14 protein-coding genes and 1 pseudogene are annotated in these 14,151 nt (G+C 33.4%); 3 read left to right on the forward strand and 12 right to left on the reverse strand.

What is annotated here, in order from left to right:
• Positions 1-3 precede the first annotated feature (3 nt).
• Positions 4-294, reverse strand: coding sequence for a co-chaperone GroES (locus BWZ41_RS04855; protein WP_006012576.1), 291 nt, complete (start codon positions 292-294; stop codon positions 4-6).
• Between the two features lie 112 nt (positions 295-406).
• On the opposite strand from BWZ41_RS04855, the gene ygfZ reads away from it, so the two are divergent.
• Positions 407-1,204, forward strand: coding sequence for a CAF17-like 4Fe-4S cluster assembly/insertion protein YgfZ (ygfZ, locus tag BWZ41_RS04860; RefSeq protein WP_143689720.1), 798 nt, complete (start codon positions 407-409; stop codon positions 1,202-1,204).
• Positions 1,205-1,580: 376 nt separating this feature from the next.
• Here the strand turns inward: ygfZ and BWZ41_RS04865 are convergent.
• Positions 1,581-2,443 (reverse strand): annotated as a pseudogene (locus tag BWZ41_RS04865) (transposase); the annotation flags it as partial.
• Positions 2,444-2,731: 288 nt separating this feature from the next.
• Here BWZ41_RS04865 and BWZ41_RS04870 point away from each other — a divergent pair.
• Positions 2,732-4,228: a proton-conducting transporter transmembrane domain-containing protein gene (locus tag BWZ41_RS04870; protein WP_143689721.1), complete on the forward strand. Its 1,497-nt coding sequence runs from the start codon at positions 2,732-2,734 to the stop codon at positions 4,226-4,228.
• A 6-nt stretch (positions 4,229-4,234) separates the two neighbouring features.
• Here the strand turns inward: BWZ41_RS04870 and BWZ41_RS04875 are convergent, their stop codons facing one another.
• From BWZ41_RS04875 to BWZ41_RS04895, 5 genes are all read right to left on the reverse strand, one after another.
• Positions 4,235-4,885, reverse strand: a complete 651-nt coding sequence (locus BWZ41_RS04875) for a VirB8/TrbF family protein (protein WP_143689583.1) — start codon at positions 4,883-4,885, stop codon at positions 4,235-4,237.
• Positions 4,886-4,920: 35 nt separating this feature from the next.
• The gene (locus tag BWZ41_RS04880; protein WP_143689584.1) at positions 4,921-5,715 is read right to left on the reverse strand and encodes a hypothetical protein; all 795 of its coding nucleotides are present in this window, start codon (positions 5,713-5,715) and stop codon (positions 4,921-4,923) included.
• Positions 5,716-5,751: 36 nt separating this feature from the next.
• A complete protein-coding gene (locus BWZ41_RS04885) occupies positions 5,752-6,603 on the reverse strand; it encodes a DNA polymerase III subunit delta' (RefSeq protein WP_143689585.1) in 852 nt (283 codons plus the stop codon).
• 17 nt (positions 6,604-6,620) lie between these two features.
• Positions 6,621-7,208 carry an L-threonylcarbamoyladenylate synthase gene (locus BWZ41_RS04890; protein WP_143689586.1) on the reverse strand — a complete coding sequence of 196 codons (588 nt, stop codon included), beginning with the start codon at positions 7,206-7,208 and terminating at the stop codon, positions 6,621-6,623.
• Between the two features lie 131 nt (positions 7,209-7,339).
• Positions 7,340-7,810 carry a hypothetical protein gene (locus BWZ41_RS04895; RefSeq protein ID WP_063631108.1) on the reverse strand — a complete coding sequence of 157 codons (471 nt, stop codon included), beginning with the start codon at positions 7,808-7,810 and terminating at the stop codon, positions 7,340-7,342.
• A gap of 75 nt (positions 7,811-7,885) precedes the next feature.
• Between BWZ41_RS04895 and miaA the strand changes: the two genes are divergently transcribed.
• A complete protein-coding gene (gene miaA, locus BWZ41_RS04900; RefSeq protein ID WP_143689587.1) occupies positions 7,886-8,779 on the forward strand; it encodes a tRNA (adenosine(37)-N6)-dimethylallyltransferase MiaA in 894 nt (297 codons plus the stop codon).
• 112 nt (positions 8,780-8,891) lie between these two features.
• On the opposite strand, the gene BWZ41_RS08290 is transcribed toward miaA, so the two are convergent.
• From BWZ41_RS08290 to dnaK, 5 genes are all read right to left on the reverse strand, one after another.
• Positions 8,892-9,017 (reverse strand): hypothetical protein, encoded by a 126-nt coding sequence (locus tag BWZ41_RS08290; RefSeq protein WP_255359866.1) that lies wholly within the window; start codon positions 9,015-9,017, stop codon positions 8,892-8,894.
• Positions 9,018-9,159: 142 nt separating this feature from the next.
• Positions 9,160-10,572, reverse strand: a complete 1,413-nt coding sequence (locus BWZ41_RS04905; protein WP_063631106.1) for a UDP-N-acetylmuramoyl-L-alanyl-D-glutamate--2,6-diaminopimelate ligase — start codon at positions 10,570-10,572, stop codon at positions 9,160-9,162.
• Entirely contained in the window at positions 10,541-11,773 is a 1,233-nt protein-coding gene (metC, locus tag BWZ41_RS04910) for a cystathionine beta-lyase (protein WP_143689588.1), read from the reverse strand. Before metC ends, BWZ41_RS04905 begins: the two co-directional genes overlap by 32 nt.
• Positions 11,774-11,780: 7 nt before the next feature.
• Positions 11,781-12,065, reverse strand: a complete 285-nt coding sequence (locus BWZ41_RS04915; protein ID WP_015588431.1) for a BolA family protein — start codon at positions 12,063-12,065, stop codon at positions 11,781-11,783.
• 99 nt (positions 12,066-12,164) lie between these two features.
• The gene (gene dnaK / locus BWZ41_RS04920) at positions 12,165-14,078 is read right to left on the reverse strand and encodes a molecular chaperone DnaK (RefSeq protein ID WP_143689589.1); all 1,914 of its coding nucleotides are present in this window, start codon (positions 14,076-14,078) and stop codon (positions 12,165-12,167) included.
• Positions 14,079-14,151 lie beyond the last annotated feature (73 nt).

The following is a 14,151-nucleotide window of genomic DNA, read 5'->3' on the forward strand; positions in this document are numbered from 1 at the left end:
TACCTACTTGATAACAGCAAGTAGGTCTGACTCCTTCATCACGACATACTTTTCATTATCATGTTCTACTTCTGTTCCAGCCCACTGCCTGTAGAAAACCTTATCACCAGTTTTTACAGTTAAAGCTATGCGCTCTCCGCTTGAGTTGCGTGAACCACCACCAATTGCTATAACTTCACCTTTAGTAGGCTTCTTTTCAGCACTTGATGGTAGTACAATTCCACCTTGTTTTTCTTCAGTAATAGGCTTTATTAGCACATTATCATCTAATACATTCAAATTTACACTTGACATTTATGTTTCCTCATTAATAGATTAACCTACAATTCTATGTAGTCATCTAAAGGTTACATTTCAAGGGCTGGAGTTAGTAAAAGTGTATAATTAAGATTTGAACAGAAGTTTTATGGGTTACATACCGCTAGCAAACCGTAGTCTAATATCTTTATACGGACCAGATACGAGAGATTTTCTTCAGGGTGTTATAACAAATGATATTAATAAACTAAGTAGCCAGCAGGCAATTTACTCTTTATTACTCAACCCTCAGGGAAAATATCTGTACGATTTTTTTCTCATTGAATATGGTGGATATATTTTCTTAGAGTGCGAAAATGTGCACTTACAGCAAATTATCGAGAAACTATATTTACTTAAAACTTATTTGAGAGTGAAAATTAAAGACATTAGTGCACTATATAAGGTTGGAGTTTTGTTTGATGCTAAGTTGGCGGAGTGTAGTAGTAAGTCACAAGTTATTTTTCAAGATCCAAGGCACAAGTTGCTAGGAATGAGGATCATACATAAAGATGAAATAAAAGAACCGGTTGGAGATTTTATTCAGTATGAAAAAGTTAGAATTACAAACCTTGTCCCAGATGGAGCAAAAGATATGGTGCAAAATTCATCATTTCCGCTGCAATATTTAATCGATAAGATAAATGGTATAAGTTTTAATAAAGGGTGCTATATAGGTCAGGAAGTTGTAAATCGAATGAGCAGACAAGAAAAATTCAGAAGGAAACTTTACCTTGTTGAGGGAAAAAATGCACTTCCAAATATTGGCACTAAAGTAATCAATGAACATAATGAAGAAGTAGGAGAACTACGCTCTAGTGTTGACAATATTGGACTTGTATTGCTTAATACTGGAAAAAGCCACGCAAATTTATATGTCGGTGGAGTTAGCATTAAGACGTTATAAAATATCTATTCGAGTTTGAAAGAAAAGAAACAAACAATGAAGCAACCAAGCTGATATAGTTATGCAAAAACTAATATAATTAATTGCTATTTTAACACTTTTTTGATAATAGACAATAAGAAGGTAAGGAATGGTATTTAAATTAAAATTTTAAACATTCTTAAAGTAATGCTTTAGATACTTCAAGGTAAAACTTTTAAAGTAATACTTGAGTATTTTTAGATATTAATCTGGAGGTTCAACAGGCACTTTTTTATGCTGTTTAAGAAGAGCAAAAATTGCATTTTCTCTTGCTGAAAGCTTGTGTTTCTTATATTTTCCATAATGTACATTATGTAATTTTTAATACTAACAAAAACATTTGCCAATCTAAAAACAACTCAATTTGCCACCTTACTCTGTAATACTTGCTCAGCACTAATTTTATCCTCTGGAATATTAGTTTTGACCAGTTCAACAATTTCTGATTCCTTTTGGAAGATCATGTGATTTTGCCAATTTATTAGCTTTTCTTCTTCTGGCTAGAGACTGCTCTTCAGTTAATTTATGACATATCATTCTTACTCTAATCTTTGCTTCTTTTCCCAACAACACCTTCATTTCTAAAAATAGCTTATCTCCTAAACATTCCAATAATTCCATTTTTTGATTTGTTTCTATAGCATATACATTGGTATCAACGACTTATAAAATAAGCTCCCGTTCCATTGATCTGTTTAAAAGAACTTGAACCAAGGTCAGATATTAGCAACTTCTCCCTATAACCTTCTTACTCCCTCCGTTATGTTAAGTTGATCCAATGTCTGATTTAGGTAATCAAAAACTAATTTTAACTTTATTCCACACTTAGTGTTACTCTCATAACCTTTTCCATAACCTTTATATAGATTTTCCATGCTGTTAGGCAAAGCTACTATCCAATGCTTTTAAATTGCTGCAAGATTCTACAATCAATTTGCAGGGTATTTTAAATAAAGCCATTGTACATTCTTTTCATAAATTCTACTGCTTCTTTAGTAAACCTGAAATCTAAACCCTGTTTCGTTATTATCACAGATTCTTCATTTAATAATTGGCACATTGTATCTATGATTCAGTTTGTAACCCCTATATTACCCAAAATTATAGCTTTTATGAATCATCAATTACTCAATTTTCTTTTCCTTTTCTGTTTCAATTATTTGCCATTTCATTGAAAAATTTGTTGAGGTGATTTGATAAGCAAGTTATTTTATTCATCATTAGTTCTCTCACTAAAATATACCCGAGAGAATTTTATATCTTCTTATCCTATCTTCTTCATACCTTTATTTCCTTAACTTGACCCTTATGCTTTTTTAAATATTTCACTTTATTAATTAATATATAAAATAGCTTTTTCTTATTTCCTTTCTTCCTTACGCCACTTCTTCTTAATTTGATGCGTATAGTTTATTTAACACTTCCGATATACAACTAAAAAATAGCAAATTCTCTATAATTTGAATATAATTCTAGCTTTACCTAAACAGAAAGATGAACTACTTAATGGATTGTGTTTTTACATCTCTTTCCTTGCCACTTTTTATTACTGAGAATTATTTGTTAATTACCGCGTTGATCCCACTTTTAAGCGCATTAGCTATTTTTTTTACTAGTAAATGGCCCAAAGTGAACAATAGCATTACTGTTGTTTCTTCTATGCTTCTATTTTCGTATACATCTCTATGCACTTTATATTTGATGTATGGTGATCATTCTCAATTTATTCTCATGGACTTTGGTAATAATTTGCATATTAGTTTAAAGCTAGAGTCTAGTGGAGCAATATTCAGTTTATTAATATCATTTTTGTGGGTGCTGACCAGTATATATGCAATATGTTATATGCAGAATAACTATGCTGATAGCAATCACTCAAGTTTTCTATGCTTTTTTTCAATATCAATTAGCTGTGCAATGTTTATTGCTTTTTCTGGAGATTTGCTTACTACATTTATTTTTTATGAGCTTCTAACTATTAGTACATACCCTCTGATTACTTACAACTCAACAAATGAATCAGTGGTTGTAGGGCACTATTACTTTGGTGTGATGTTTTTCTCTTCTTTAGTGTTATTTTTTCCTGCAATAGGCCTCTTATATAATGAATTCCATACTTTAGACTTTGTAAGAGGTGGAATATTCAAGTTTGATACTTCGTTCATAACTTTTATTGCAGTGTGTTTTGCTATGCTGATTTATGGAATAGGAAAAGCTGCATTAATGCCAATGCATTTTTGGTTGCCAAAAGCAATGGTTGCACCAACTCCTGTAAGCGCACTACTACATGCTGTTGCTGTTGTGAAATCAGGAGTGTTCATCATCATCAAAGTTATATTATACACTTTTGGCATCGATAATATGCAACGTTTTGCACAGCAAAGTTGGTTTGCTGGAGGATGGCTTCCGTACGCTGCTGGATTTACTATTATTACTGCATCGTTAATTGCATTAAAGCAAAAGGAATTAAAGAAATTGCTTGCTTATTCTACTATCTCTCAGTTGTCATATATTATATTGTTTGCTTCAATTTTTAGTGAATTCAGCATGAGGGTTGCAATTTTTCAATTAGTTTGCCACGCATTTGCAAAAATCACTTTGTTTTTCACTGCTGGAGCAATAATAACGAAAACAGGTGAGAAATACATAGATAGAATTCACGGTATAGGACGTAGTATGCCAATTAGTATGATAGCATTTACTATAGGTGGATTGTCCATGATAGGGGTACCACCTGCTCCGACTTTTTGGAGCAAATTTTTCATTTTTCAAGCTGTTTTTAACTCTAGTAATGTAACACTTTCTGTATTTGTAGCTCTGGTGTTAATTGTCAGTACTATACTCAACGCTCTATACTTTTTACCAATAATTTACAACGCCTTTTTCTCAAAGCCTTCTAGAAATTATTTTATTAAAAAGACACCAATGCTTCTAGTTTTACCCCCAGTTATTACTGCTATATGCACTTTAGTTATTTTTTTTAGCTACCAAATAATGTTATAAATATAATCATCTATATTTATAGCTATTAACAATAAATTTAAATGGTATTATACCAGTTAGAGTTGCTTTCATGTTTGATAAAGTAAAGCTAATCTCCACAGCATAGTCTTTCATTTTCTTATTTTGCTCAGCTGTAAAAACTACAGTAGCGTTTCCAGCAAATGTAACTAAGTTCTTGGTCAACCGGTCAATAGATAATGTTGTTACGTTTATGTTGGTAATTTTTCTTGTGGATGAAACAGCTTCATCGTTTACTTTTTCCTGAAAGTCTTGATAGATTTTATATATAGAATTGTTTTTTATAAAATTTTCTTGATACTTTGATTCAACGATCTGAGAGGACTCATATGTTTCAATATATTTACTTATTAAATACCTTGCTATGGAAATGTACTCATCTTCTTTTTTACTAAAACTAAGTTTATGTATTGCAGAGAACTCATCTTCTGTGTGGTTCATATACTTCACAAAATTTAAATCTTTTTTAACAGGAAGTAATAGGTATATGTTTAGTAGTGATAAAAATAAACATACTAAGAGAAGTAACGCTATTAACGCCATCCAAGATCTTTCTACAACGCAGAACAGGTATCTATGGCAATACCATTCTACTGCTTTCCTGAAATAACTTTTGTTTTTTACTGATTCAACTTCCATAACCTAATTATAATAATAATAACTCTAAAAGAACTTTAAAATATGTCTAAATTTTCCAAAATAGGATGAATTATTATATCACCTTGTTCTGCAATAAGGTGAAATTTATCAATTTTGCTCACATCTAAATTTATCATTTTTACACTAAAGCTTTCAGGATCATAAGTATTACTTTCTGCACTTTTGTGATAATTATAATAGTGTAATGTGTTTTGATCATCGAAATAACCAAACTCATCAGCAAGGGTTCCCACTTTTTTACCTTTACCATCTCTGGCTAGCTCAAAAAGATCAATTACATGGTTTTGAGATCCAGGCTCAATAGATCCTTCTGCAGCAAAAAACTTGGGCGCATGACCAACATACTCCTTAAGTTTTAAATTATAAGTCTTTTTTACACCACCAAAATCCACGAATTTATATTCATCTGAGATACGAGAATATTGTGGATCATATTTTTTGTATTCAAAGAATTCATTACCTAAAGAATTACAAAACGTTAGTTTATAGTCATCATGATTGAGTTTAACGACTTTAAGATAATGAAAATCTCTAGGAATCTCCACTTCTTCTTTCGTAATATGATTAAGTACTACTAGCTCGCCACTGAGCATGCGATAGCCAATTTTTGGCAAAGTAGCTATATTGATTGCCTTATTGAGCTTAAAATTTGCTTCATAGATGCCACTTAACAACTCCTTCCCTTTTTCTAAAGTGACGTTTTGGTCTGAAGCTGTACTCTTGATTAAACTCAATTCTTTCTGCATGTTCAATATGGTCTTTGTTAAAACTTCTATTGATTGCCATACAGTTAATTTATTATCAGTCAAATTATATACTTTAAGTATTAAATTAGCAGAATTTTATCATGAATTTATGTTAAAAGTATTATATTTTTGTGTCATGATGTTAACTACATTAACTAAGACATGTTTCTTATCTAAGCGGAATTGCTTTGCAGTAACGAAAAGCTCATCTATTTCTTTCCACTGACTTAGCAGAATTTCAACATTATTTACTTCTTTCTTTATACTTTCTAAAATAAAGGTTTGAATTATATGCGATGCTAGTTCTAACTCAATTTCACTATTAATTATTTTGTGAATTATATCGGAATTATTTAGGTTATAGAAAAGTGTATAAAAATGTTTGTGTGACTCATAAGCACCACTGTTTATTGCATCTATTATTATTCCCGGAGTTCCAGGAAATAAAGTAATGATTTCACTAAATATTTTATCGTCAAATTTACATTGAGATGAAACAATTTGCTTTGTTTCATCGTAAGTTAATGGAAGTAAATTTAGCTGAAAACACCTGCACCTAATAGTGACTTGTACATCATATGGCTTATGGCTAATTACAAATATTTTAGAATTTTTTGGCGGCTCCTCTAATATCTTTAATATTGCATTTTTAGCATTGCTAGTCATTGCCTCCAAGCTATCTATTATAGCTATCTTATATTCTGATTGAATGGGGCTTAGGTACAGAAAATTTTTCATTTCTCTCACCTTTTCCACTCCTATTGTATCACCTTCAACAATGTGTAAGTCTAATGCTACTTCATCGTAATTTTTGATAAGAAACCAATTAGAAAAGGATTGTGCAAGTGTTGCTTTTCCTATGCCTTTTTTACCACAGATCAGCCAAGATTGAACAGACAAGTTGTTCATTATCTTTTTTTTTGCTTGGGTATGGCCTATCACTTTTCTCATTCTTTCCCCTATAGATCTTAGTTTAAAAATGCGTTATTTATTGTTTGTAATGAAATTTTGCCTTTCCTTAAAACCTTAATCTTATCTCCAGTTAAGTCAATAATAGTAGATTCTATACCAGAAACTAATTCATCATCTTCAATTACTGCAGATAAGTGTTGCTTAATAGACTGAGGTATATCTCTTGCTTTGCATACACTTTTTTCTCCTGAAATGTTAATACTGGTTGCAACTACTGGAGTTTTCAGTTCATTTAATATTGAAATCGCAATAGGATGATCAGGAATTCTTATGCCTATACTATCTTTAAAGAACTCATTTGGTAATATACTGTTATCTTGAAGTGGTAAAATATAGGTCATTGGCCCAGGAGAAAAATAGTTTATTAAATAGATATACTCTTCCTTTACCTTTGCTATATTTATCAAACTATCAATATTACTAACAAATACAGAAAGCGGCTTGTTTTGAGAACGCTTTTTTATTCGATATATTTTTTCTATAGATTCGTTACCTAGCGCATTACAAGAAAGAGCATATACTGTCTCTGTTGGAAAGCATGCTAACAAATTATTTTTTATTGCATTTATTACTTCAAATACCATATAGCTAAAACTTATGTCTACAATAGACCTGATTATCTCGCTATATGATAGCAATCAAAATACCGAAATGGCCAGTGTTGCATACTTACAGTCAATTTTATCAGCAACTGCTCATTTTTACAACAAATCCGCTACAACCCGAACTCTTCATTAACTTTATCGACTATCGTCTGTGGTGGATCATCTCCCCATCCTGAATATAAAATCTCTCCATAATCTGCAACATCTATAGAGCCAGTTCTACTTTTTGCCAGAAACATTTCTCTTTTATCTTTATCAACTAATACATAGTGCCAAGCTGATCTTCCTCGATCTTTACCACGAACTAGATATATGAGATCTGATCTACTTCTTCTTGTTGCATCAGCAAAGGATCTTTCATTGATAGTTCTGCTTTTACTCTTTATGCCGCCACTTTCAGAAAAAGCTTCCTTGGCTTCAGCTTTTTTGTTTGCCAATTCAGAAATTTTTCCTTTTGCTCCTAGTGCATGTTCTTTGGTATTTTGAGATGAATACTTACTGGAAAAACCTCCTCTTGTCTCATTAGAAGTCCTATTTGTAAAACGCTTAGTAAATGAGTTATCGTTATCATTTTCTGCCATAAAAGTCTCCAAATTTTAGATTGTAGAATCCAAATTTTTACTACACCCTATCATAGGTTAGTTAAATTAATATAAATGCAAGATAATATAGTAATTATTACAGGAATTACAGCCTCAGGTAAATCAGAATTATGCGATAACTTGATAAAAAAGCATAAAAACATTAGCATAATAAACTGTGACTCAAAGCAGGTATACAAAGAGATTCCCGTAATTACTGCTCAACCACCAAAGCAGAAAGAATTTTATAGGCTATACGGTTATGTTTCAGCAAGAGAAAATTATTCCGTAGGTTTATGGCTAGAGGATTTAAAGAGGGAAGTTAACAACGCGCTGAAAAATTCACGAATACCCATCATCACTGGAGGAAGTGGGCTTTACATTAGCAGCTTAATCAAGGGATTATCATCGATTCCACAAATAAGCCAGGAAGTGAGAGAAAACGTAAATGAACTCAAGAAAAATTTAAGTAAAGAGGAATTCTACAAATTAGTGCTAAGCAAAGATCCAAGGATTCAAGGTAAAATATTTATTAATGACTCACATCGCCTCTCAAGAGCACTTGAGATTATCACTGAAACTGGCAAGTCGATTTTTGTATGGCAAGAAAATAGGCAGCCTCCTCTATTCAATAATTTTAAGGTATATACAATTCTACCTGAGCGTGAAAATGTATACCAAAAAATAGACTCCCGCTTTATCAAAATGATTGAAAATGGAGCAATTAATGAAGTAAAAGATCTGCTGAGCATGAACTTATCTCCACACTTACCAGCTATGAAAGCACACGGAGTGCCAGAAATTATAAAATACTTACAAGGTGAAATTACTTTAGACAAGGCAATACAGATTGCTCAAATCAATACAAGACATTACGCAAAACGCCAGTACACTTGGTTTAAAAACCAATTTCCAAGTTCTGAAGTGATTGATTGTGCAAACAAATTGACAGAACTTGAGATATTTTAATTATTATATTTCTATGCCTATGCAAGCTTTTCTTGATAGTATTAAACTTTTTTCTTAAAGAACTTTCATCATTGCCTAAATTGTGATTATTAAATTCTTTGTAAAAATATTCTCACTTATGAAGCGCTACTATACCTGTAAGAGCCTTTATCACTAAATGAACTATATCACACAACATTTCATCCTCAATTTTTCTATATTCTCTCACTAATCTTGTAATCACAATCTCCACTTTCATATCCTTGTTCTCATAATAGTAGGAACGAGATAAGATAGTGTAACAAGAAGGTAAAAATGCCAGCAGCGTACAGTTATGACTTAAGGAAAAAAGCCATTCAGGCGTTGAATGAAGGAGAGAGCAAAACAGCAGTAGCAAATTTTTAGCCCTCTCTAATAACTTCAACATCACTAAATTCAAGGGCTTGGCCTTCTATTATTTGGAATCTTTCATGTCCTTTTCCTGCAACTAGCAGAATCATATTTTCATCATGAGCTATGCTTATACCTCTCTCTATAGCTTCTTTTCTATCTCCTATCTCCAGTGCATCAGGGCAATGTAGCAAAATATCGTGACGAATTTTCCCCGGATCTTCATCACGCGAATTGTCATCTGTAACTATAACTTTACCTGCAAGCATTTGTGCTATTTTACCCATCTCTGCACGTTTTGTTTGATCACGATTCCCGCCACAACCGAACACTAGAACTATCTTTTTATTGAAGTGCCATTTTAAAGACAACAGAGCTTGTTTGAGTGCACTTGGAGTATGAGCGTAATCGACAAATGCAAAAGTGTTCACTTTTTCCATTCTTCCAGGTGGAGAAGCGAGTTTATCTATACACATTCTTTGATAGTCCATACCAGATGAAATAACTATACCGATTGCACACAACAAATTATATGCTTGAAATTGCCCAAAAATCGGAAAAAATGCGTTATAAATTTCATCACCGATTTGAATTGTCAGGTATTGACCATTGGCAGTGGGTATCTGCTTTAATAAAGTAATGTCAGAGTTTTTTTTTCCATAGGTTATAACTTTGTTGCCACGCTTTTCAGCTATGTTGAGCAACTCTCCATATTCGCCTATATCTGCATTTAAAATCGCTGTTTTTTCTTTTGGCAATACCTCATAAAATAACCTTTTCTTAGCCTCAAAATACTCATCGATACTTTTGTGATAGTCCAAATGATCTTGAGAGAAATTAGTAAAAGCTGCAGCAGTGAACTTGAGTCCATAGATTCTATATTGGTCAATTCCATGGCTTGAAGCCTCTAATGCTAAGTGCTCTACGTTCTTATCATTTATATCACGCAATGTGGAATAAAGATCATCTGCACTTGGAGTTGTAAGGCTATTATCTTTTCTATTATTATTGACACATGTTCCCAGTGTTCCTATAGACGCTGCATTATCTTGCCAAATCTGGCGACAAAATTCCACCACTGAAGTTTTACCATTTGTACCAGTTACAGCAGCAACATATTTAGGTTGTTTGAATTGATAGAACCTGCTGACTATTTCACTGTATATTTCTTGAGGATTCGAGTGGAAGATATAGATTCCAGTGTCACGCACTGGAATGACATCATTTGTTATGCAATCACTTACAATTATCGCTTTAGCTCCACAAGATAATATCTGATCTATGTAAATCCTATCCCTTTCTGACACACAAACAAAAAGGTAACCTTCTTTAACTCTCTTAGGATTACATGTGACGCCTTTGATTTCAATATCAAAGTCAGCATTTACAATGTTATGCAGTAGCTCTTTCAGTCTCACAATCATCTTTAACACTTGAACATGGCAGCCTTATTAATGCAGTATTCAAGTCAAAAATCAAATCTTCAGGATCTTCTAGTCCGCAAAATATTCGCACAAAACTTCCACCATAATCTGAATTCATTACAGATCTTGACATAGACCTATGGTCTATTGGTAATATCAAACTGTCACATCCTCCCCAAGAAGCACCAATGCCGAAAACTTTCATGTGATCAACCATGCAGCTTAGTTCCTCACATGAATATCCTCTATCGAGTACTATGCTAAATACGCTACTTGCCCCTTTGAAATAACTTTTCCATAAATCATGCTGAGAATAGGAAAAAAGTGCGGGGTATAAGACTTTTTTGATTTTTGGATGTTTTTCCAGCCACTTTGCCACTTGCATTGCTGTACTTTGATGTTTCCTCATGCGTGTTTGCAGTGTTCTTAGTCCCCGATGTGCAAGATAGCAGTCATGCGACTGCACGGTTACTCCATAATTTTTATAGCTCTCATAAAGCAATTTAAAAGTTTTACCTTCAGCAACCATAGCTCCCATCACTAAATCTGAGTGACCGGCTAGATACTTTGTCACCGCATATAGTGCAACATCAATTCCATAATCAAGCGGCTTAAACAACAAGGGAGTGGCCCATGAATTGTCACAAACGGTTACGATTCCACGTTCTTTAGCAACTTCTACTATATGCTTTATGTTTGAAACCTCAAACGTTATAGAACCAGGAGTCTCAATCATGATAAGTGAAGTATTACTCTGAACTAAATCAGTTATATCCTGTGTCGGATCATAAAAAGTTACTTCTACTCCTCCTCTTGGTAGTTCATTTTCGGCAAATCTCTTTAGCCTATAATAACTATTATCTTGTATCAGGACATGTGAACCTGCTTTAGTGAAAGTCAAAATAGCAAAAGTAAGTGCAAATAATCCAGAAGGGTAGATGAGTGCTTGTCCCCTACCCTCAATTTCAGCCAGTGCATTTGAAAAATAATGAACAGTAGGCGTACCAACATTACTATAGCCGTAATCCCTTGCAACACCATCATTGATCACATCATATATACTCTCCCCATTCGCTGCACTTAAGTAATCCTTGTAAGTAGGAAATAATATGGTAGAAGAATGATAAACTGGTGGGTTCATCGATCCTTTATAATCATTAAATTTCCTTCCTGCTTTAACTAATAAAGACTCTCCTCTCACGTTTCTACTATTTATTTTTTAAATTATATTCACTTTGCGTATATAAGTTAAGAGAAATCGCATGTACTCGTTCTATTTCACTCTTTAATAATTCATAGATCAATTTATGCCTCTTTAAAGAGCTCATTCCAGAAAAGTCGTTAGATATTAATACTAATTTGATATGTGAAGGTAGTGTCGAAGAAGAAGCAAAATAATGATCTACATGCTTTGCTGATTCATCGATAATATTAATATCAATTACACCTATTGAATCGCGTAATTTTTCTTCTATTGTCTTAATAATATCCACAATAGTTCCTTTAAGCAACAATACAGTATAGTCTTCTTCTTGTTATTCCAGCTTCAAATACTGAGATGACAAGAAGAGTGATAGATACAGCAATCACAATTACTTATTTTCCTCTTTATTATCTATGTCTTGATAATCAGAATCTACTACTTTTTCTTCCTCATTATTTGTTGTGGATGAGCTTTCTCCACCTTGTTGTTGTTGAGATTCCTTATACATAGCTTCTCCAAGTTTCATAGATAACTGAGAGAGGTTAGTAACTTTCTGTTGTATTGAATCAGCATCATCAATGTTGTCAGATTTACTCACTTCCTTTAGCTCATTAACTGCATTTTCAATAGCAGATTTATCTTCTGGAGAAATTTTATCACCATATTCTGTCAGAGATTTTTCTGTAGAATGAACTAAACTATCCGCTTGATTCTTCACTTCAATAAATTTCTTACGCTTTTCATCTTCTTGTGCTTTTTCCTCAGCTTCTCTCACCATGCGATTTATTTCATCCTCCGATAAACCACCTGAAGACTGAATACGTATTTTTTGCTCTTTTCCAGTAGCTTTATCCTTTGCAGAAACATGCGCTATTCCATTTGCATCTATATCAAATGTCACCTCAATTTGAGGAACCCCACGAGGAGCAGGTGGTATTCCTTCTAAACTAAACTGACCAAGCAGTTTATTATCAACCGCCAATTTTCTTTCACCTTGATGCACCTTAATTGTAACAGCTGTTTGATTATCATCTGCAGTTGAAAATACCTGAGATTTTTTAGTAGGAATAGTAGTATTACGTTCAATAAGTGGAGTAAATACTCCCCCTAGAGTTTCAATACCAAGAGAAAGTGGTGTTACGTCAAGTAGTAATACATCTCTTACATCACCTTGAATGATCCCCGCCTGTATTGCAGCTCCAATTGCTACAACTTCATCAGGGTTAACCCCTCTATGTGGATCTTTGCCAAAGAATTCTTTAACTTTCTCTATGACTTTTGGCATACGAGTCATGCCACCAACAAGAACTACTTCACCAATTTGACTAGCAGATAAACCAGCATCTTCAAGAGCTTTTTTGCAAGGAATTATAGTCCTTTCAATCAAATCATTCACTAAGCTTTCAAGCTTTGCTCTTGTTAGCTTCATATTTAAGTGCTTTGGACCACTTGCATCAGCTGTAACAAACGGCAGATTTATTTCTGTTTCCATTGCACTTGACAATTCTACCTTTGCTTTTTCTGCAGCTTCTTTGATTCTTTGCATAGCCATTGGATCGTTTTTCAAATCAATGCCATTACTTTTCTTGAATTCAGCCAGTAAATAATTTACTACTGCATTATCGAAGTCTTCCCCTCCAAGGTGAGTATCACCATTTGTAGCCTTTACTTCAAAAACTCCGTCACCTATTTCAAGAACTGAAACATCAAATGTACCACCACCAAGGTCATACACTACTATTGTGTGTCCGTGCTTTTTATCAAGACCATAAGCAAGTGCTGCAGCAGTTGGTTCGTTAATTATTCTGAGAACATTTAATCCAGCAATTTTTCCTGCATCTTTTGTTGCTTGACGTTGAGAATCATTGAAGTACGCCGGCACTGTTATCACAGCATCCTTTACTTCTTCCCCAAGATAAGACTCAGCTGCTTCTTTTAGGTTTTGTAGTATAAATGCACCAATTTGACTAGGAGAGTATTCTTTACTATCAGTTGTTTTAACCCATGCATCACCATTTTTTGCTGCAAATACCTTATACGGTACACCTAGATTCTTCATTTCAGGATCGCTATATTGGCGACCTATCAATCTCTTAGTTGCAAAAAAAGTATTATTTGCATTGGTAGTTGCTTGCCTTTTTGCTGGAGCACCAATCAACCTTTCTCCAGACGAAGTAAATGCAACTATAGACGGAGTAGTTCTTGCTCCTTCTTTATTCTCGATTACTTTTGCATCCTTGCCTTGCATTATTGCAACACAAGAATTTGTTGTTCCAAGATCTATACCTATTGCTCTTCCCATAATGAATACTCCCTTTTAAATATTATCTGATGTAAAATATATAAGTATAAAACTCGTTAATTACAAGTCCCGT

This window comes from Wolbachia endosymbiont of Nilaparvata lugens, from assembly GCF_007115045.1.
In the GTDB taxonomy this organism is placed as follows: domain Bacteria; phylum Pseudomonadota; class Alphaproteobacteria; order Rickettsiales; family Anaplasmataceae; genus Wolbachia.